This is a genomic window from Rossellomorea sp. YZS02, assembly GCF_033963925.1.
Taxonomy (GTDB): Bacteria; Bacillota; Bacilli; order Bacillales; family Bacillaceae_B; genus Rossellomorea.
Genome location: NZ_JAXBLY010000014.1, coordinates 56,939 through 76,887 on the forward strand (window position 1 = coordinate 56,939; position 19,949 = coordinate 76,887).

Consider the following 19,949-nt stretch of genomic DNA (forward strand, 5'->3'; position numbering starts at 1 on the left):
GACGGGATATGTGGCTTGATTTAGTAGGTCCGTCCCTCAAAAAAATGCTGATCTCCACCTGTAGGTGGGGATCAGCATTTTTTCTTTCTTATAGGATATGAGTGGCAATTAATCGGTCTAGTTTACGGATGTCCACTTTTTTATTCAGGCTTAGTTTCATCTTTCCGACTTTTGTCCAAAGTTCGAGTTCGGCGTCGATGTCTAGTGCTCCCCCGTTTTCGCTGGAATAGAGAATGATTGATTTGAATGGAATCGTATATACTTCGATTTTTTCTCCCGTAATACCCTGGCGGTCTGCAATCATGATTCTTTTATTCGTGACAACCGCTACATCCCTGACCGTTTTATATGCGACTTCCACTCTTTCTCCTTCAATCAGCATCGTATATAACTCCTGGGGTACTTCCACTTCCTCGAAAAATGTGAACCTCATCGTTTTCTTTACTTCCACCATATTTACGCCTCCCTGGTAAACTTACATCTTACATTCTAGTATAGCAGAAGCGTTATCCATTTTTAGGTAATAGACATTTCATCTTTTTAGGATTCCGACTGATCCCATCCTTGCTATCTCACCGTCGGACTGACGTCAGCGCTTCTATATTCCTCCTCAACTTCGACTGCCACGGGCTTCTTACTCCAAAACGTAGCGAGGATTGGACCTGAAATATTATGCCATACAGCTGCAATGACGCTCGGCAGGGCCGCAAGTGGACCGAAATGGGCACTGGCAAGAGCAACACCCAGCCCGGAGTTCTGCATTCCCACTTCAATGGAGATGGCCCTTCTTGTTCCCTCATCCAACTTCAGGAGGACACCTGTTCCATAGCCGAGACCGAGCCCAAATAGATTATGCAGTATGACCGCCGTGAAAATGATAGCGCCGGAAGCAGCAATATTTTCAACATTTGCCGAAACGACGGCTGAAACGATGATGATGATTGCCAGTACTGAAATGAGCGGAATGACATTCAAACTTTTTTCCACAACACCCGGGAATAATTTACGGATCACGAGCCCCACTGTGATCGGAAGGATGATCACCTGAACGATTGAAAGGAACATGGCGACGGGATTGACCGGCAGCCACTGCCCCGCCAGCCCCAGAAGGATCAGTGGAGTAGCAATAGGTGCAAGGATCGTCGACAGTGACGTCATGGCAACGGATAATGCCAGATTGCCTTTTGCCAGATATACCATGACGTTCGATGCCGTCCCACCTGGAACAGACCCCAATAATACCAAACCGGCAGCCAGTTCAGCCGGCAGGCCAAGTATGTAAGCAATCAAAAAGGCACCAAGAGGCATAATGAGAAACTGTGCCAGAACCCCCGTGATGACAGGAAGTGGCTTTTTCAGTACCAGTTGAAAATCAACGGGCTTCAAGGTTAGACCCATCCCAAACATCACGACTCCTAATAGAATCGTAATATAGGCACCCAATGGCAGAAATGGTGCAGGAACAAAGTAAGCGACAGCCGCTACGAGGATGACCCAGACGGCAAAGTACTTCCCTGCCAGATTGCTGATGGTTTCAAGTAGTTTCATTTTTTGTCCTCCTCCTTTTTATGTACAAGTTTATGAGGGTTGAAGATTTCAAGTGGATCAAGTGCATGTTTGATTTTCTCCATTACCCTTAAAGCTCCACCGTGCTCCCGCTCCTGATACTTCATCTTCCCGACTCCTACTCCATGTTCTCCCGTGCATGTGCCGTTCCGTTCAAGGGCGTATTCAACAATCAGTTCATTATATATACCGGCCCTTTTCACCTCGCCGGGATCATTCAAGTCAATCATAAGTGAGGTATGATAATTCCCATCTCCGACGTGTCCCAGAATCCCTCCGATTAGCTCTAATTCCTCCAGTTTCTTTCTTGCGTACTGAATGGCTCCTGATAATTCCGAAATGGGCAAGCAAACATCCGTCACCATGAGTTTCCTTCCCGGATGCCCATGCACATAAGCATAGGCAAGGTTATGCCTTGCTTCCCACAGTTTATTGCGGGCTGCGGTGTCCTCTTCAAAGACAATGTCTTCACATTGATGATCTTTTACGATTTCTTTCGTGAATTCCACATCTTGATTCAGACCCGCCTCATTTCCATGAAACTCAAGGAAAAGGGTAGGTTTTTCTTTATAATCCGTGTCACTGAATCGGTTCACTTGTACCATGGAGGGTTCATCCACGAGTTCACACCTGGCAATCGGAATCCCCGCCTGTAATATGGAGACGACCGCTTCCACCGCATCATTCACAGTATGGAATGATGCCCGTGCCGCCACGATATGTTCAGGGATCCCATATACGCGGAGGGTCACTTCCGTAATACATCCGAGCGTCCCCTCAGACCCTACGAATAAACTATTTAAGTGGTAACCGGAGGAGGATTTCTGCGCCATGTTCCCAGTATGGATCACTTCCCCGGCGGGAAGCACCACTTCGAGATCACGCACCTGATCACGCATCACACCATATTTAACCGAAGTCGTACCACTTGCATTGGTTGCAGCCATACCGCCGAGTGTCGCATCCGCTCCAGGATCCACTGAGAAAAAGAGGCCATATTTCTTTAATTCTTTATTCAGCTGAGTGCGCGTCACCCCGGGTTGAACCTTTACGAGGAAATCCTTCTCCCTCACCTCAAGGATTTTATTCATCTGGGAAAAGTCGATCGTGATCCCTTTATCATAAGGAATCACATGTCCCTCGAGACTTGTACCAAGCCCGAAAGGAATGATGGGTATAGTATGAGTCGAAGCGACTTTCACAATCGCACTCACTTCCTCACTGCTCCTCGGGAACACCACCACATCCGGCGGGCTTGGAGAATGGTAGGATTCATCCTTGCCGTGCTGATCCAAAACCGTTTCATTCACCGTCACCTGGCCATTGCCTACAACCTCCCTTAACTCGTCCAACAAACGACTAACCTTCACACTCATACGACACTCTCCCCTTCAAAAAAATGTATAATGTATCGAATTATACCCAATAATCAGAATATTTCAATAGTAAATTGGGATTCTTTTGATGTAACTATTTGGGTTGTCATTTGAGGGACGGACCTCTAAAACGGGCATTTTTAGACGTGAATCCTCATCATACCGGGATTCAGATAAGGTCCGTCCCTCAAAAAAAGTGGTATCGGCGCATGGCCGATACCACTGGTTTCTAGGTTATGTTATTGTGAGCTTTTTGTTTAGCAGGGTAAATGTTGCTTGGAGTTTTTCTTTTGGGATGGTTTGGTATTGGTCTCCTATGCTTACTTCATAGGCACATTCGTTTTCAGTGATTTCTTTCACGTATCCGGTTAAACCGACACCGGTTTCTTCGTACACGTCGATCAGGATGGATTCGATTTGTTTTTGAGGATAGTGAAAGATAACGTGAAACATGTTTGAAACAGGCTTTAGCGGCAAGGTGGAAATCCCCTCACAGTCATTGAAGTGGGCAGCCAGTTCCTTCGCATCTTCATAATACTGATCCATTTTCCCGACACGCTGATCGAAATAGTAGTCTGCACTGATAATGTAAGGGTACAGACTGTTCAAATCACCGCCGTGCCGACGCTTCCATACTTTGGAATCTTCCGTGAATGCCTCGCTTCCCGCCAGGATTGCCCCCGCTATCCCGCCGAACCCCTTATAAAATGAAATATAGACACTATCAAACAAATCACATATTTCTGAGGCCGTCTTTCCGTAATGAGGGAGCACCTCAAAGAGCCTGGCTCCATCCAAATGAAGCTTGATCCCTTTCTCACGGCAGAATCGTGAGATGGCTTCAAGGGTTTGATACTCCGGCAGCTGCCCTCCAATTTCCCGTTGTGGCAGTTCCAATAATAAGCATGCAATATCCTCATCCAGACCGGTAACGTCCTCAAGGTCAATCACACGTTCCTTATCTGCCAATAAAATGGGTTCAATCCCATGTAATTTCTTCAATCCATCCTCTTCATGTATTTCCAGGTGGCATAAAGGATGATATGCTACTTTCGGAACCTCTTTTTCGTCACACCAAATACGGAGGGCGATCTGTTGGGCCATCGTTCCACTCGGAAAGAACACTGCACGTTCTTTCCCAAGCTGATCCGCCATCTTCTCCTGAAAATCTTCTATTATCTTACCGGATCCATAAATATCGCTTTCCAAATCACCATCCAGCCTATCTAGTGCCTCTTTCATAACATCAAGATTCCTTTTTCCATGCCCTGGTACAGAATATGGAGCACTTCTATACGCCTCAAATAACCTTTTTTCTCCCATCACCATTCACCCCTTCTATGATTTCATCGCCTCTGCAATGAACCCCTTGATCCGCTTTTTGTATTCCTCTTCTTGCACTGTGAAGCCTTCCGTGTGACCTGCACCGGGAACGATCCATAATTCCTTCACACCGCCTGCTGCCTTATACAAGCGATTGGCCATCTCTGTCGGGACGAGCTCATCCTTATCACCGTGAATGATGAAGAGCGGCAAGCGGTTCTTCTTCACCTGCTCCAGTGCAGATGCTTCTTTAAATGAATAACCTGCCCTCACCTTGGTCACCACACCCGTGATATCCATAATCGGAAACGCAGGCAGGCGATAAAGGTATTTCAACTGATGGGCAAGCTCCTCGTCGACAGAGGTATATCCACTATCCGCAATGATTCCCTTTACTTCTTCCGGAAGCTCCTCCCCGCTCGTCATCAACACGGTTGCGGCTCCCATGGAAAAACCATGGAGGAAGATGGTGTCCTGTCCTTTTTCATCAACCAGGAATCCAATCCACTTTTTCACATCCAGCCGGTCGTCCCAGCCATAGCCGATATAATCCCCTTCACTCTTACCATGTCCACGGGCATCGGGTTTAAGAATATTGTATCCCTCTTCATAATAGAATCTAGTAATTTCAGGCATCTGCTCGCTGTTTCCCTTATACCCATGGGCAAGGATCACCGTCTTCCCGTTCGGTGACTCGTTCTCGAGGTATTGGGCTCTGAGGGTCAATCCATCATCCGACTTCACCTCCACCTCCTGAAAATCCCGTTTACTTGTCCAGTTTTGCAACTCTTCTAATTTCTCCTGTTCCTCCTCCAAAGCGCTGACCGCTTCCACCGCTTCTTCTGTGCCTCCGTATAGTTCAACCGCTTCATTGCTGCGGTTAATGGCCACATCATAAAAGTAGTTTCCGGCAACGATCAAACCAAGGAGGGACAACACCAGCAAACTGCTCACAATCCACACAATTTTCTTCTTCATGGCATGGTCTCCTTCGTACAGATAAGTTACTTATATTTTACCGTAATAAGTTATCAGATTCATAGAAAAAGACACGTCCAATTGCATCGTTTACCACAATGAAAAACGCTCAGGCATCCCTGAGCGCTTTAACACGATTTAAACCGTTATACTACTACTCTCTTTCCATCTATTAACTTGCGCTCTTTTAATGAAATCTTCACGTCCTCCATATATCCTGATGACATCCCGTATTTCCTCAGGCAGATATTTTTCATTCCGGGCATGACCAAGTGAATCATATCCAGAACCCCTCTGTAAATAATCGGAGGAGGCAACAGAATACCATTTCTCATCCTCTAACGGCTCGCTTCCTATTAGAATGCTAAAGATCTCTTGCCCATTGTGACTAATTTCAGCACCGGAAACATGCAGCCTCCCGACGAACTTACCCCTGAATCCCGGTCCTTTTCCATCTGCCAGACAAATCTCCACATCCAGGGACTCTTCGATTGCTTTCCTTATATGCTTCCCCTGTATGTCAAAAGAAGTCGGGTTCAGTGGGGATGGGCAGATTTCTATGAGCTTTTTATGACTGATCATTTGAAAGGCCCCGGCGTTCACGACTCCACTGTTGATCATACCGAGATCACATTTCAACATGTCCTGCAAACCATCAGCAATCAAATTGGTCATCGGATTCTCTTCCAGCACATCATGCCAAAGGGATTGATCTATTGTATAAAGAGGTTTGCTCAACACCTCGATCGCAATCTCTTTGTTTTTCTTAAGAATGGCTTTGACTTCACGATCCACAGGGGACGAATCAGTCGCTAACGTTTCTCCCCGTATCAGTTCCACCCCATCACTTGTCACGTCCAATTCGAGCACTCCGATGTATTCCCCGTAGCAGCCAGCGCTGTTCATCACAGTCCCACTGACAACCTTTGCCTCTGTAAAGAGTTGATGATCATGTGCGGAAAGAATGATGTCCACATCTTCCAGTTCATTAGCCAGTTCCTCATCGGCCACTGTCCCTACATGATTGAGGAGGATACAAAGGTCGTATGCCCCCCGGTTGCGTTCCAGCTCCTCCCTGATGGCTTCTTTATAATCCGTTATATGTACACCAAGACCATCATTGAAACCCTGAAGATCAGGAGAGGAACCCGTGATGAGAATCCTGATACCATTCTTCTCAAGAATCACGCTTGACTTCACTCCGTTGACGCTCGCTTTGTCTTTTCTGTAAAGATTATTACTGATAAAAGGGATGGGACTGTTATCTGCCATATGTTCAAGGGTGTCGAAGCCGTTGAACATCTCGTTGTTCCCGATCGTCAACGTATCGTATCCGACAGATTGAAGAAGTTCAATCGCCGCCATCCCTTTCGTTCCCTGAAGTTCGATGCTCTTGAAATCAGCAAAATCCCCTCCATCGAGAACAATGGTAGACTCGTCCTTCAATTCCTTAATCAGAGATGCCGCTCTCCCAAATGCGTCAAAATGGCTGTGCATATCATTTGTATGTATGATTTTTAAATTCATCTTTACCTCCGCTACTTTTTTTATCAGAAAACTCTCTCTATTAATAGTATCGGAAATTAAGTTCGTGTAAAGGCTTTTTATGGAAAAAAATAGAGCTTACCTTCCACGTAATGGGAGTTAAGCTCTAGATCAAGATTCATCTATCAGTTCTGTATAAATGACTAAACGTTCTACGTAATTATGAATATCATGATCAAAATATCCTGTGCACGTAATCAGGTTCAGCATCCTTTTATCGCTTGGTCCGAAAATCTTCCTAAGTGGAGCGTCATCTTTTTCATAAGCGACTTTTTCCCTTACTTCGAATGTAAAAGTCTTTCCCTGTCCATCTTGCAGAACGACCTGATCTCCTGGTTCAAGTTTCTTCAGTTCAAAAAAAACGGCTGGTTTTTTCTCATCATCCACATGCCCCGCCAGAACCGCACTCCCCTTTTCACCCGGCTGAAAGCCCGGCTCGAACCAAGCAACATCCTTTCCGTTCTGGGGGAGTTCCATATTCCCCTTTGAATCAAGTCCGAACTGTTTGATCGGTGCCTCGATACCCAGTTTCGGAATGGATAGGAAGGCTGGTGTCAGTTTGTTCACTTCTTCTCCTTTCAGACTCTCAGGCATCACAGGCTCTACTGGCCGTTCAACGGTGGAAGATTGAACATTGCTTTCAGGAAGGGTTTGAGGCTCTTCGGCAGCACATGCTGCCAAAAGAGCCATCAAGGGAATAGAGTATAGAAGTCTTTTCATTACCTTTGTAGTTTTCTGCGAGTGACGAATAGCAGTGCCGCTCCACCAAATACAGCAGTTGCCAAGACGATTGGAAGAGTAGTAGACGACTGCTCAGCCGCTGCTCCACCCATACCCGTTTCAGGCATGCTTCCCGGCATCATCGTATAATCTTTAAGAACAAGCACTTCTAATTGATCCGCTGTATTAATGGCCAATACGCTGTATACAGTGTTTTCTTCAAGCATCGTACCGGACAGATCCAGCACTTGATCTCCTTCTGGTGTTCTGATCTCTAAATCATATGTTCCCGGATCCAATTCCTTGTAGTCCGTGATTGCCTTGAATTCAGCCCCGCTGAATAGCGCATCTCCACCTATAGGACCGACATCAACGGTTGGTGCATCTGGAGAAAGATGTCCCACGCGTACCTTTGTCATTCCTTCCATTACATCCATAGAGTCCTGTGCTACGACCAGTTCCAGGTTTTCAAGCGTATTGGCTGCCGCTACTGTGTAAGCCATTCCTGCTTCCACTGTTAAATCCTGAGAGATGACAGGATCTTCGCTGCCCATCGTGCCGGCAGCATAGATTTCGACTTTATGATCCCCGGCAGGAAGATTCATGTAATCCGTCGCTGCTTTAAATTCCGCTCCTTCCACCACTGCATTCCCATCCACATATACATCCACAGCAGGAGCATCAGGAGACGCATGGACAATACGGACCATCGCATCATTCTCAGCGGCGAAAGCACCCCCGGCCAGTGATAGCATAAGCATGACTGTTGCAAAAATCGAGAAAATCTTTTTCATTCTTTCCACTCCTTTTGATTTTTGTACAAGTTTTGTATGTAACTTGTACATTAAATGTATAATTAATAGAAATAGATTTCAAGATTTAACATGTCACAACAGCACATTCAACTCTTCACTCGAGATTATTCAAACAGTCGGACCTTTGGATCCTTATCACAACAGTGGACAAGCATCGCGTGAAGCTGCCCGCGATAATGATAAAGATGATCTGTGATTTTCACCAGCCATTCAAACCGGGTATATGTCACCTACCAATAGCAGTCGGCTTATACAAGGAGATTACCATTGACACATTCCAATCGATGCATATAAAATGTGAAATAATCATTTTTGAATAAATAAAATGTTCAACAAACTCGTATAATATTGGAAATATGGTCCAAAAGTTTCTACCAAACTACCGTAAATGGTTTGACTACGAGAGAAAAAGAGTGGCAGGAGTCCCTCCACTTCTCTCTATGTCAAACCCCGGGTGCATTCATTCCGGGGTTTTTTCTATTCGATAAGGAGAGGATCACATGAGTAAACAGAAAGAAACACTTAAAAAACGGATTGCAGCGGCTAATAAAGATATCCCTGCAGACATGGTCATAAAAAACGCGAAGATCATCGATGTCTTCAACCTGGAAATCACAGAAGGAGATGTGGCGATTTCAGATGGGATGTTCATAGGGATCGGACATTACGAAGGTAGACAAGTGATCGATGCGAAAGGCAAATACATTTGTCCGTCCTTTATCGATGCTCATGTTCATATCGAATCCTCCATGGTCACCCCTTCAGAATTCGCCAAAGTCGTTCTTCCACACGGTGTTACCACTGTCATCACGGATCCACATGAAATTGGCAATGTGTCAGGAAAAGAAGGACTAAGGTTTATGCTGGATGATTCTGAGCACATCCCCCTGGACGTGTTTACCATGCTCCCTTCCTGCGTCCCGGCCACCCCTTTTGAAAATTCAGGGGCGACACTGACTGCCAATGAGCTGGAACCCTTCTATCAGCATAAACGTGTCATCGGACTTGCTGAAGTGATGGACTATCCCTCCCTTCGAAAAGGGGAAGATTCCTTGTTGGATAAAATCACGGCTACAAACCCGTACACGCACAATATGGACGGACATCTGGCTGGCCTTGAAACGAACGCAATCAATGTATATAGAGCAGCCGGCATCCGGACCGATCATGAGTGCACCACCGTTCAGGAAGCAAAGGACCGCTTACAGAGAGGGATGTATGTGCTGATTCGGGAAGGAAGCGTTGCAAAGGACCTGCAATCCCTCATCTCTGTGGTGAATGAACGTAATGCACGCAGATGCCTTTTCTGTACAGACGACAAGCATCTCGATGATTTAATCGAAGAAGGAAGCATCGATCATAATGTTCGGCTCGCCATAAGCGTTGGTCTAGATCCCCTCATAGCGATTTCCATGGCCTCACTCAACGCTGCCGAATGCTACGGGCTTCATAAAAAAGGAGCGATCGCACCGGGCTATGAAGCAGATTTCATCTTGCTTGATAACCTTGAAGGAATAGGAATATCCAGCGTGTACAAGGGAGGGAAACCGGTAGCTGAAATGGGGAAGTATCTTGGAAACCATATTGCCAAAAAAAGCGCGGAATCATCACTGACTTCAACTGTTCATATTCCTGACCTCACGGATAAAGATCTGCAAATCAAGATCGGTGATACAAAAAAAGCTCATATCATCGAGATTAATCCCAATCAGCTCAGAACGAATAAAGTGATTGAATCGGTTCAGTCAGCAAACGGTGTCTTTATCCCTTCCATTTCAGATGACCAACTTAAGATGGTCGTGGTGGAAAGGCATCACCACACAGGAAATATAGGCTTAGGAATCGTAAAAGGTTTTAGCCTGAAGGAAGGAGCCATTGCCACGACCATTGCCCATGATTCACACAATATTGTGGCAGCGGGCACCAATGACGGGGATATCCTGAAAGCCGTAGAGGCACTGGGTGAAATGAAAGGCGGCCTTGTCATGGTGAAGGACGGAAAGGTCATCGCCTCCCTTCCATTAGCCATTGCCGGTTTAATGTCTGATGGTGGCTATAAAGAAGTTGCCGAGGGACTCATACAGTTGAAGGATGCATTTGTACAGCTGGGATTCACCGGGGACTTCAATCCATTCCTCACCCTTTCTTTCCTGACCCTGCCTGTGATTCCAGAACTGAAGCTGACCGATTTAGGATTGTTTGATGTCAGGGATTGCCGGCATATTGAGGTTGGGGTAAGGGATTGAGGTTTTAGGGAATGGGGTTAGCAGGTGAAGTTTGGGTGGTTTCAGCTGTTGATTTTCTTCATGATTTCAGCAGCTGATTTCCGCTGTTTTTTCAGCAGCTGAATACACCTTAAACAAGGTACAGAACAACCTTTTCCACACTGCACCGATTTCATAATTAAAGAAGAGATGCTTCCTCCCGGAAACATCTCTCTTTACTTATTTCCTATTTATTTCCCTTGCCGGCTTCCTCTAACTCTTTTTCCTCCACTTCATTGGAGGCTGCCACTTCCTTATCTGCAGATTCGGAAATAGCAGGCTGATAATGCACAGGCTGGGTTCTGTTGGCATAAGACTTCAGTAGCTCGCCTACATCAATGCCTGTCATTTCACGGAGTGGTTCCTGCATGTCAAGCATCGTTCTCGTGATGCTCTTACCAAAGGATGGAACCCCTTGACCATTGCCTGAATCGATGATCTTGACCGAATCGATATTGTTCAGAGGCTGAGCGATCTTCTCTGCAAATATCGGAAGCATTTCAATGAGTTTCTCGGTGATGATGACATCTCCGTGTTTCTCCATGGCTTCTGCAAGAAGTTTACGGGATTCAGCTTCGGCTTTACCACGTTCACGGATGACATCTGCTTCTGCAGACCCTTCTTCCCTGCGGATCTTGGCTTTCGCTTCCCCGTCGATTTCCGATTTCCGTGCTTCGGCTTCTGCTTTACGAGTTGTTTCGTAATAATCTGCATCGGCTTTTGTTTTACGGACCTTGGATTCTTCCGCTTCGAGTTTAACCGCACGTTCACGTTCAAGGAATTGAAGGGTCAGCTCTTCTTCTTTTACTTCCTTGGCCAGTTTGGCTTTTTCAAGCTCGTATGACTGCTCGGATTTCGCTCTTGCACGCTCTGTTTCTTCTTTGAATGCAGCATCTTTGATGTCTTTTTCTTTCTTCGATTGAGCAATCGTAATTTGACGCTTGTACTCTTCTTCTTTCGCTTCCTGGTCGGTCTGTGCACGGTGAATGCGTGTTTCACGCTCTGTGTTCGCTTCTGCGATTTCCGCTTGCTTACGCACCTCTGCGATACGAGGACGACCAAGGTTTTTCAAATATCCGTTTTCTTCATCGGCATCCCGTATGTCCGTCAATCCGAGTGACGTGATTTTAAAGCCCATCAGATCAAGCTGTTTCTGGGCGATTTCCGATACATCGGCGTTGAATTTTTCACGGTTGCTGTTAATGTCTTCAACGGTCATTTTTGAAAGGATGGCACGAAGATTACTACCCAATACTTCGATGATTTCATCTTCAATTTCCTTTTGATCCTTCCCGAGGAACTGCTCGGCATAGTTGGCGATCCCGTTCAGGGTGTCGGCCACTTTCACCATGGCCACTGCATCGGCGACAATCGGAACTCCTCCGTTTGTATACACTCGTGGAGTGGAAAGCTTCAATTGGAAAGATGTAAGGTTAACAGGCGTGCTTGTTTGGAAACGTCTTAATCTGTATCCTCCACCACGGATGATTTTCATGGAACGGCCTTCCTGGTCGGTGAAAATATTCGATTCCTTTTCAGGATCCCCCAGTTTTGGTCCGGTAATGATCAATGCCTGATTGGATCTTGCGGTACGATAACGAAACCTCATCCAGAAATAATATGCGATCCCTACAATTGCCGCAATGACCAGTACAGGAATCAAGAAAACGAAAAATCCAATAACACTCAATGATCCTAGCATTCTGACAACCCCTCTCGACATTTTGTTTAAACCAGCATGCTGTCTGATTTAATTTTTAAATAAAAGTGCTAGCTACACTACTATATACGGATGCCAGAATGAAAAAGTTTCAAAAAATTAGGCTATTCTCCTATTTTTATATAAAGGCTGTTTTCATATACCTTGTTGCTTTTGGATGTAGCGAGTGGCGGTTGATTTCCGCTACAGGTGCTCGCTTTCCGCTCCAATCAACTGACGAAAAGTTTGACTATCACATAGGAAATGTGGAGACTTCTTATGCCACTGCTTTTTCACTCTTTGCTGTGATTGATTTTATTTTAAAGTCCTTTACTTTTTTTAAACTGATGGACACAAACCATTTTGCTCTGTCAACCACTTACTACTCTAGAGGGTGAAGGGAACTGCGTAGACTCCTACGGAAAACGGGCGTGCCGAGACCCCGGAAGCGGTTTTTGCTGAGGAGGCTCGGCCGAACGTCCGTGGAAAGAGGGACTGTTCCCTTCACCCTCCTGCACCACACCCTGAATGACAGAGCATTCGCAAATCTTAGTTTGTATATAAACTTTGCGAAAACAGCTTATATAAAAAAGCCTGAACCTGTAAAAGTTCAAGCTTTCATCCTATAAAAACCAGCCATGTAATGCACCAAGCAAAGTAAAAATGATGAGATGATCACCAATGGCAATCAGGAACATCCTTTTGGTCATGAGTCCAAAAAGTGCATTTTTTAAATAAACAATGGAAACCAATATCCCAACGATTCCTCCTACCAACGCTCCTGAAGCTAAACCACTGGATTCCGTCCCTTGAACGAGAACTCCTACCAGGGCAGAACTAATGAATGCCACCAGGACAGCCACCACATATTTCACCGGGCCTGCTCCATCCTGATCTTTCTTCCCAAGAAGGATTGAATAAAAAATCCCGCCGTATATCATATACAACACGGCCCCCGCTAAAAACGCGAACATATTCAAATCTGCTGTCATCCCTATTCCTCCATTAATTCGGTTCAATGGCCAGTGCGATCGCCTTTATACCACATCTTATCTCAAGCGACCCTGGTATACCCTTTACCTCAACAAGTTCAACCGGATTCCCCAAATACCTAAAGCCGCTTTGTGGCAGCCAATAACTATAAAGCTCCGAGTAACATTCAATCAGCATGCCCCTTTCCTCATAATCGACTGGCTCAGGAAACTCATATATCACATGCTTCCCTCCGGAGAAATGATTGGTGTCCTCCCCGGGGATACTGCGCCCCTTAACGCCCAACCGGCATTCATACCTGTTTTTTTCAGCAGGGGTGATGTACGGGTTACTCTTAGGTACACCGAATAACAACGGGCTGTCCTCCAATAGATCCCTTGCATTCCCCCAATGATAAAGATCCCGCCACACTGCAGGAATCCCTTTGACGTAGGATCCTGTATGGTATCGGTTGACAGTGGAGCATCCTGGTAAATGTGCGACTTTCACTTTGGAAAGGTCCAGCCATTTAAACTCATTATAAGTCTCTCTATCCCGGGATGCTTTCGGATTTGTGCTGGAAAGTTTAGATTTCTTGCTATTAATATATTCCCTTGGAAATCGTTCTAAATAAGCACCTTCCCTCCAGCTTTTCGGATTGGTGTTGAAATAGGTATTGAACGAATAGGTGAAATAAGATAAAGAAGAAAATCCACATTTCAAGGCAACTTCAGTCACAGGAACCCTTGGCTCATAAATCAGCATATGTGCGGCATTTTCCAATCGAATCCTTTTCACATAACCTGCAGGGGTCTCACCTATGAACCCTTTAAACAATCGTTGGAAGTGATAAGGTGAATAGGTAGAGACTTTGGCGAGATGCTCTAAAGATAAGTCTTCTGTAAGATGTTGATCTATGTATTGAATTACTCTATGAATCTGCGTCTGTTGATCACTATATGTCATTTCGATTCCTCACATGCATTCAATGAATCTCCCTATTTCCATCGTTCAAGCTTGTGGATATTCCTCACAAACATACCTGATAAAAATGCCGGGACCCCCATTTCAATGCATTTGTTTTTCACAAAAAGCTTCATTTCGTCCATCGTAATATCCTTTTGAGTGAATTCTCCTTGCTGGTAACAGTGCTTACAATACATGACACTTTCCTCTGAATTTTTTTCCGTCCCCCGATCTTCTGCCTTCTTCAGCGGCATGGCACAACTTTGACATTTATTGAATTTCTTCACAATATCCCATCCCCTTTTCTTCATTTTACCATAGAGGGTGCTCATTCTATGAAAGTCTATGATAAAATAAAACCGTTCACAATTTAATCATTGCTCATTGGTGAAAATGATATGTTCATTTTCTTTAAAGGGAAGTTGGTGAAAATCCAACGCGGTCCCGCCACTGTAAGGCTGAGATTCCATATGGATCCACTGTTTCGCATCGAAATGGGAAGGAATATGGAATCGGAGACGCTGAGCCAGGAGACCTGCCAAGCTGAGAAGAACACGAAAGTTCCTACGGGAGATAGGAGGGTGTTGCGCATATGAAACGTCATACAGGGAACCAAGGGATCCCGGACGCTCGTTTGGAGTAACTGCATCTTCTTTTCACAAAGGAAGATGTTTTTTTGTTTCGCCATTATACAATCAGGGAGATGACAAGAATGGAACAAGCTTATTCTGTTGAGCGTTCACGAACCGTACAAACCAGATTGGTACTGCCACCGGATACCAATCATATGCAAACAATCTTCGGGGGAAAGGTATTGGCATTTATCGATGAAATTGCTGCGCTGTCAGCGATGAAGCATTCGAGCTCTGTGGTAGTCACGGCTTCGATCGATTCGGTCGATTTTCTGTCATCCGCAACTGTCGGAGACGCACTCAGCCTCGAGTCGATTGTAACTTCCACGGGAAGGACTTCAATGGAGGTGTACGTAAAAGTTTTCTCTTCGAATCTATTGACAGGTATCAAAACCTTGACGACGGAATCATTCCTTACCATGGTTGCGGTGGATGAAAACGGTAAGCCGAAACCGGTGCCGAAAGTGATCCCGGAAACAGAAGAGGAGAAGAGATTGTTCAACTCAGCTGTTCTGAGGAAGGAACATCGGAAGAACCGGGCATTGATAAAATAAGTTTTTGGGTATGGACAGCACGCTGTTCATACCCTTTTTTAACACTAAATATTGTCTTACCAGTAAAAGAACACCGAGCAGATGATGACGGCGATCCATGCTGTGGATGACCAAATTCCCGCCCGCATTAAATCCTTGTCGGTAAAATAACCGTACGAGTAGCTGATCAGATGAACCGGGGACTGGGTGACGAGGAAAAATCCCGGGACGCATGCCAGGAACACCGGCATGGCAATTTGCATGGGTGATAAACCCGGGATTGTGTGCCCGATCGTGATGCTGAGAGGGAGCATGATGGTCAAAAACCCCAGGATATTGACGAATACGATCCGAATAATACTCGTACATAAGATGAGGAGCAGGATGATCACCCAGGATTGGTGGCCAGTAAGTATAGAATTCAACCCTTCTGCCATCCATTCAATCGTCCCTGTCTCGACCAGCATCCCCGATACCATCAGAGTGGAGGCAAAAAAGAGCATCAGATCCCAATCAATCGATTCCCGCGCTTCTTCCCACTTCCATACTCCTGCAAAAGGAATGACGGTCATACATGCGCCCAGAAGGCCAACTTGAGGAATGGAATATCCATGTAGAGGCTGTGCAATCCACAGGATCAACGTTCCCCCGATGATACACATGATTTTCTTTTCATTGATGCCGACCGGCCCAAGCTCACTGATTCTTTTTTCGATCAATGCCAATAACAGCTTTCGGTCAATCTTCTCAGGGGGAAAGATCATTAAGAATATCCCCCACAATATCACGATAAAAAGCAGCACCGGTATTCCAAAAATCAGAAACCATCTTATATAATTCAGATCGCCCGAAACGTCGCTAAGGATTCCGAAAGCGTAGATAGTGGAACTGGCCCCAGTCGCGACAAACGATCCTGAAATGGCAGCCAGATAGGCAACCCCTATAAATAGTGACTTGCCCAGATAATGGACATCCGCTATTTTCCGCAGACTTTTCATCAGGCTGTCGAGTACCGATGATAACAGGCTGCCCTTCCCTACATTCGACGGTATCAGGACAGACAGGACAGTCATGAGCAGAAACGAAATGAAAATCAACGCTTTCCCCGACCCTCCAGACAGCTTTAACATATAGAGCGATACCCTGCTAGCCAGACCGGTTTTGATGAATGCAGTTGAGATAATGAATGTGGAAAACAAGAGCCAAACAATACCCGAACTAAAATAACTCAAAGTCTGTTCATAACTGAAAAAATGAAACGATATCAGCAATATAAGCAGCAGCGAACTGAACGCAAGAGGAAATATTTTGCCGATCCACAGGATTTGTATGATGCTGAGTGCAGCGATAGCCTTCCATGTTTCATCCCACTCAAAAAATGGTAGAAAGAAAAAGGCATATAATAGAAACGTGATAACCAGTAACAGTTGTTTTTTCATGACGATTACTCCCATCTTTCAATCAAAGGAAAAAGCCACCGGCGATGGGGTGACTTTTCCTTTTCTTCAATAACTGTCAGTGAATGATCGTTGAATCCTGTTTATTGCAGAGGGCATACCGGGCAGCTGAAGAACCGGCTGTTTTCCCATATACAGCCCCGGACATCAATCCCGACCCTCCAGGATAATTGTGATAAAAAATGCCGCCGACCATTTCTCCAGCAGCGAACAGGCCGGATAGTGGTTGATCATCTTTTTTTAACACCTCACCTGAAGGATTGACCCGGAGTCCCCCAAATGAAAACGTAATACCGCACGTAACCGGAAATGCATAGAATGGCCCCTTTTCGATCCTCAATGCCCAGTTCGTCTTTTCTGGTGTAAGCCCTGCTGTTTTCTTGCCGTCTTTTTCCGTAGGATGGTATTCCCCGTCTTGAACGGCTGCATTATATTCCTCAATCGTATGCAGGAATTGCTTCTTGTTAATGGAAAGCTGATTAACAAGCTCCTCCAGGGTTTCACCCTTATAACAGGTCGCTTCTTCAAGATCATATTCCTTCCTCAGCAGCGGCCGGACTTGGGAGTCGTAAACCTGATAGGCGACATGACCAGGCTGTTTCAGGATTTCCCTCCCGTACTTTGCGTACGTATAATTCCGGAAATCCGCACCTTCGTCTACAAATCGTTTTCCATCGTTATTCAGCATGATGCTGAGAGGGTAGGAATGTTTCTTGAAGATGTCACCGGGTTTTTTAAAGTCACCGACTTTCGGTGCATGATAATCCGTGCCGATTGAATGACAGCCGGAGTATTCACCAAACTTCTGCGCTCCTGCCGCAACCGCCATTGTAATCCCGTCCCCTGTGTTATATTCGGTTCCGCGTACGATTGCCGCTTCCCATTCTTCCCCAATATGTTGTTTCCGAAGCTTTTTGTCTGCTTCAAAACTGCCGCAGGCAAGAATGACACCTGTGGATTCAACGTTGATCCGCTCCTCATCCTTCTGTACAACCACACCGCTTATCTTTCCGCCTTCTTTTATAAGCTCCACTGCCGCAGCCTCATACCAAATATCGATACCCATTTCCCCGGCACGAGAAAAAAGCTGCTTCATCAACCCGATGCCTTTGTTTTCCGTCTTGACCGGAAGACCTCCCCAGAAATGCCACTTGCCTTCCTTTTCATAAGATTGATTATCATAATTGAGTTCGAATTTCACACCATGCCCCTTCATCCACACGAGCGTTTCAAACGAGCGGTCCACCAGTTGTCTGGCAAGCTCCGGCTGACTCTCCCCTTCTGTTACACGCATGATATCATCATAATAGTCTTCCTCATTGTAGTCGGGCATAACGATTGAATCCGCTTCTTCATCAGAGAGATCCGTCACGACCTTCCGAATATCTGTGAGATCATGATAGGCCACCCTGATCGCTCCATCGGTAAAAAAAGAATTTCCACCTCTTTTATGTTCAGGACCTTTTTCAAGGACCAGTACTTCCGCACCTTCTTCACGGGCTGAAATGGCTGCACATAAGGCTGCATTCCCCGCTCCAACGACAACTACGTCGTATGAGTTCGTTTTTGACATCGATACTCCTCCTTATTACATGTCTTTTGAGATAGGGTCGATAGGATTCTTCCCTTTCTTTTGAAACGCTTTGATCAGCAATGGATAAAAGAGTGATAAAAGAGTCAATCCAGCCAATGCGATGGCAATCGGCGTATCAAAGAAGATACCGAGGCTGCCATTTGACGAAAGCACGGCCATCCTGAAGTTCTGCTCCATATCCGCTCCGACGATCAATGCCAGAACAAGCGGGGCAATTGGGAAATCCATGATCTTAAGGAATAACCCGAATATTCCGAAAATCAATAGAAGGAAGAAATCCACTGCACTGTAACTGAGCGTGTAGGTTCCGATAAATGCAAGTATCACAATGACCGGATACAACACTTTTGCAGGCGTATCCAGTATTTTCACTAACAGACCGACAAGCAAAATATTAATAATAACAAGGGCTATATTTCCGATGAACATACTATTGATCAGTGTCCAGACCGTATTGGGATCATTTTCGAATAAAAGCGGTCCAGGTTTCATGCCAAGCATGACGAGAGCTCCAAGCATGACAGCGGTTGTACCCGATCCGGGGATCCCCATCGTCAATAGCGGAATCATGGCACCTACTGAAGCAGCATTATTGGCAGATTCAGGAGCTGCAAGCCCTTCTACTGCACCCTTTCCGAACTCTTCAGGTTTTTTGGAGATCTGCTTTTCTGTCGAGTAACTGATCATGGATGCGATCGATCCCCCGGCTCCCGGAAGGACACCGATGACAAATCCCAGCGGACCGCTCCTGAGAATCGGCCACAATGAGCGTTTCCATTGCTTTTTCGTAAACCAGATCTTACCGACTTTCTTTTTCTCTTTTTTCTCCTGATCGATCGTCAAATAATTGTAAAGGACTTCCCCTACTGCATAAACGCCTATGATCACGATTAGAAAATCGATTCCTTCACTTAGATGGGAACTTCCAAAAGTGAAGCGATAGACTCCGCTCTGCGTATCAATGCCTACCGTACTGAGCATCAGCCCAAGAAACATGGCAATGAATCCCTTCACCATTTTCCCTACTGACAAGGCAACAATCGCCGAAAGAGTCAGCAACATTAATAAAAAGTATTCAGCAGGACCAAATTTCAATGCAAAGCTTGCAAGCGGCTCGGCAAGGAAGATAAACCCGATGACGGCCATCATTCCCCCTATGAAAGAGGCGACTGCCGAAATGGCCATGGCCTGTCCTGCCTGACCCTTCTGAGCCATTGGATACCCGTCGAATGTGGCGGCAATCGCAGAACCGTCACCCGGAGTATTTAATAGAATCGAACTCCTTGATCCCCCGTACATCGCCCCATAATAGATAGCAGCCATCAGGATGATGGCACTGACGGGCTCCATGCCGAATGTAATCGGGATCAACACGGCTACGGCTGTTGCCGGCCCCAGCCCGGGGAGCATCCCGACGATCGTTCCAAGGAATCCTCCGATGACAACCCACATAATATTGATTGGTTCCAACGCAGTTGTTAACCCCTGCATAAAATTGCTAAAATCCAT

At 45.7% G+C, this 19,949-nt stretch carries 17 protein-coding genes, 1 pseudogene and 2 riboswitches; of the genes and pseudogenes, 2 read left to right on the forward strand and 16 right to left on the reverse strand.

The genetic code is table 11. The features are described from left to right. Positions 1-88: 88 nt before the first annotated feature. The 9 genes and pseudogenes from SLH55_RS14660 to SLH55_RS14700 all read right to left on the reverse strand — a co-directional run. Positions 89-454, reverse strand: coding sequence for a PH domain-containing protein (locus SLH55_RS14660; protein ID WP_320323811.1), 366 nt, complete (start codon positions 452-454; stop codon positions 89-91). A 113-nt stretch (positions 455-567) separates the two neighbouring features. Then, complete coding sequence (locus SLH55_RS14665; protein WP_320323812.1) at positions 568-1,548, reverse strand: bile acid:sodium symporter family protein; 981 nt, start codon at positions 1,546-1,548, stop codon at positions 568-570. Beyond that, positions 1,545-2,942 carry an FAD-binding oxidoreductase gene (locus SLH55_RS14670; RefSeq protein ID WP_320323813.1) on the reverse strand — a complete coding sequence of 466 codons (1,398 nt, stop codon included), beginning with the start codon at positions 2,940-2,942 and terminating at the stop codon, positions 1,545-1,547. The genes SLH55_RS14665 and SLH55_RS14670 overlap by 4 nt, the downstream gene beginning before the upstream one ends. 234 nt (positions 2,943-3,176) lie before the next feature. Continuing rightward, positions 3,177-4,265 (reverse strand): threonine aldolase family protein, encoded by a 1,089-nt coding sequence (locus SLH55_RS14675; RefSeq protein WP_320323814.1) that lies wholly within the window; start codon positions 4,263-4,265, stop codon positions 3,177-3,179. A gap of 15 nt (positions 4,266-4,280) precedes the next feature. Then, positions 4,281-5,243, reverse strand: a complete 963-nt coding sequence (locus tag SLH55_RS14680) for an alpha/beta hydrolase (RefSeq protein WP_320323815.1) — start codon at positions 5,241-5,243, stop codon at positions 4,281-4,283. A gap of 138 nt (positions 5,244-5,381) precedes the next feature. Continuing rightward, the gene (locus SLH55_RS14685; protein WP_320323816.1) at positions 5,382-6,770 is read right to left on the reverse strand and encodes a bifunctional metallophosphatase/5'-nucleotidase; all 1,389 of its coding nucleotides are present in this window, start codon (positions 6,768-6,770) and stop codon (positions 5,382-5,384) included. A gap of 129 nt (positions 6,771-6,899) precedes the next feature. Continuing rightward, a complete protein-coding gene (locus SLH55_RS14690) occupies positions 6,900-7,508 on the reverse strand; it encodes a class F sortase (protein ID WP_320323817.1) in 609 nt (202 codons plus the stop codon). Beyond that, positions 7,508-8,302: a DUF4397 domain-containing protein gene (locus tag SLH55_RS14695; RefSeq protein ID WP_320323818.1), complete on the reverse strand. Its 795-nt coding sequence runs from the start codon at positions 8,300-8,302 to the stop codon at positions 7,508-7,510. The genes SLH55_RS14690 and SLH55_RS14695 overlap by 1 nt, the downstream gene beginning before the upstream one ends. Before the next feature lie 125 nt (positions 8,303-8,427). Next, positions 8,428-8,553: pseudogene (locus tag SLH55_RS14700) on the reverse strand (DinB family protein); the annotation flags it as partial. Positions 8,554-8,641: 88 nt separating this feature from the next. Further along, a riboswitch (purine riboswitch) is annotated at positions 8,642-8,743 on the forward strand. An 80-nt stretch (positions 8,744-8,823) separates the two neighbouring features. On the opposite strand from SLH55_RS14700, the gene ade reads away from it, so the two are divergent. Beyond that, positions 8,824-10,569, forward strand: a complete 1,746-nt coding sequence (gene ade, locus SLH55_RS14705; RefSeq protein ID WP_320323819.1) for an adenine deaminase — start codon at positions 8,824-8,826, stop codon at positions 10,567-10,569. A gap of 205 nt (positions 10,570-10,774) precedes the next feature. On the opposite strand, the gene SLH55_RS14710 is transcribed toward ade, so the two are convergent. The 4 genes from SLH55_RS14710 to SLH55_RS14725 form a co-directional block, all read right to left on the reverse strand. Further along, on the reverse strand, positions 10,775-12,289 hold the full coding sequence (locus SLH55_RS14710) for a flotillin family protein (protein WP_219167055.1): 1,515 nt from the start codon (positions 12,287-12,289) through the stop codon (positions 10,775-10,777). 620 nt (positions 12,290-12,909) lie between these two features. Then, entirely contained in the window at positions 12,910-13,278 is a 369-nt protein-coding gene (locus SLH55_RS14715; RefSeq protein WP_320323820.1) for a DUF1761 domain-containing protein, read from the reverse strand. Positions 13,279-13,291: 13 nt separating this feature from the next. Then, entirely contained in the window at positions 13,292-14,224 is a 933-nt protein-coding gene (locus SLH55_RS14720) for an AraC family transcriptional regulator (RefSeq protein ID WP_320323821.1), read from the reverse strand. A gap of 32 nt (positions 14,225-14,256) precedes the next feature. Next, the gene (locus SLH55_RS14725; RefSeq protein WP_219167058.1) at positions 14,257-14,511 is read right to left on the reverse strand and encodes a zinc ribbon domain-containing protein; all 255 of its coding nucleotides are present in this window, start codon (positions 14,509-14,511) and stop codon (positions 14,257-14,259) included. A gap of 81 nt (positions 14,512-14,592) precedes the next feature. Further along, a riboswitch (cobalamin riboswitch) is annotated at positions 14,593-14,782 on the forward strand. A 154-nt stretch (positions 14,783-14,936) separates the two neighbouring features. Between SLH55_RS14725 and SLH55_RS14730 the strand changes: the two genes are divergently transcribed. Then, positions 14,937-15,410: an acyl-CoA thioesterase gene (locus SLH55_RS14730; RefSeq protein WP_219167059.1), complete on the forward strand. Its 474-nt coding sequence runs from the start codon at positions 14,937-14,939 to the stop codon at positions 15,408-15,410. Positions 15,411-15,466: 56 nt separating this feature from the next. Here the strand turns inward: SLH55_RS14730 and SLH55_RS14735 are convergent, their stop codons facing one another. From SLH55_RS14735 to SLH55_RS14745, 3 genes are all read right to left on the reverse strand, one after another. Next, positions 15,467-16,828 (reverse strand): DASS family sodium-coupled anion symporter, encoded by a 1,362-nt coding sequence (locus tag SLH55_RS14735; protein ID WP_320323822.1) that lies wholly within the window; start codon positions 16,826-16,828, stop codon positions 15,467-15,469. 76 nt (positions 16,829-16,904) lie between these two features. After that, a complete protein-coding gene (gene tcuA, locus SLH55_RS14740; RefSeq protein WP_320323823.1) occupies positions 16,905-18,419 on the reverse strand; it encodes an FAD-dependent tricarballylate dehydrogenase TcuA in 1,515 nt (504 codons plus the stop codon). Positions 18,420-18,434: 15 nt separating this feature from the next. Beyond that, positions 18,435-19,949 carry a tripartite tricarboxylate transporter permease gene (locus SLH55_RS14745; RefSeq protein WP_320323824.1) on the reverse strand — a complete coding sequence of 505 codons (1,515 nt, stop codon included), beginning with the start codon at positions 19,947-19,949 and terminating at the stop codon, positions 18,435-18,437.

What these genes read in the sequence shown, in the direction of transcription:
- SLH55_RS14660 (WP_320323811.1), bottom strand. Translation starts at nt 454, where the DNA reads ATGGTGGAAGTAAAGAAAACGATGAGGTTCACATTTTTCGAGGAAGTG.
- SLH55_RS14665 (WP_320323812.1), bottom strand. Translation starts at nt 1,548, where the DNA reads ATGAAACTACTTGAAACCATCAGCAATCTGGCAGGGAAGTACTTTGCC.
- SLH55_RS14670 (WP_320323813.1), bottom strand. Translation starts at nt 2,942, where the DNA reads ATGAGTGTGAAGGTTAGTCGTTTGTTGGACGAGTTAAGGGAGGTTGTA.
- SLH55_RS14675 (WP_320323814.1), bottom strand. Translation starts at nt 4,265, where the DNA reads ATGGGAGAAAAAAGGTTATTTGAGGCGTATAGAAGTGCTCCATATTCT.
- SLH55_RS14680 (WP_320323815.1), bottom strand. Translation starts at nt 5,243, where the DNA reads ATGAAGAAGAAAATTGTGTGGATTGTGAGCAGTTTGCTGGTGTTGTCC.
- SLH55_RS14685 (WP_320323816.1), bottom strand. Translation starts at nt 6,770, where the DNA reads ATGAATTTAAAAATCATACATACAAATGATATGCACAGCCATTTTGAC.
- SLH55_RS14690 (WP_320323817.1), bottom strand. Translation starts at nt 7,508, where the DNA reads ATGAAAAGACTTCTATACTCTATTCCCTTGATGGCTCTTTTGGCAGCA.
- SLH55_RS14695 (WP_320323818.1), bottom strand. Translation starts at nt 8,302, where the DNA reads ATGAAAAAGATTTTCTCGATTTTTGCAACAGTCATGCTTATGCTATCA.
- ade (WP_320323819.1), top strand. Translation starts at nt 8,824, where the DNA reads ATGAGTAAACAGAAAGAAACACTTAAAAAACGGATTGCAGCGGCTAAT.
- SLH55_RS14710 (WP_219167055.1), bottom strand. Translation starts at nt 12,289, where the DNA reads ATGCTAGGATCATTGAGTGTTATTGGATTTTTCGTTTTCTTGATTCCT.
- SLH55_RS14715 (WP_320323820.1), bottom strand. Translation starts at nt 13,278, where the DNA reads ATGACAGCAGATTTGAATATGTTCGCGTTTTTAGCGGGGGCCGTGTTG.
- SLH55_RS14720 (WP_320323821.1), bottom strand. Translation starts at nt 14,224, where the DNA reads ATGACATATAGTGATCAACAGACGCAGATTCATAGAGTAATTCAATAC.
- SLH55_RS14730 (WP_219167059.1), top strand. Translation starts at nt 14,937, where the DNA reads ATGGAACAAGCTTATTCTGTTGAGCGTTCACGAACCGTACAAACCAGA.
- SLH55_RS14735 (WP_320323822.1), bottom strand. Translation starts at nt 16,828, where the DNA reads ATGAAAAAACAACTGTTACTGGTTATCACGTTTCTATTATATGCCTTT.
- tcuA (WP_320323823.1), bottom strand. Translation starts at nt 18,419, where the DNA reads ATGTCAAAAACGAACTCATACGACGTAGTTGTCGTTGGAGCGGGGAAT.
- SLH55_RS14745 (WP_320323824.1), bottom strand. Translation starts at nt 19,949, where the DNA reads ATGGATTTTAGCAATTTTATGCAGGGGTTAACAACTGCGTTGGAACCA.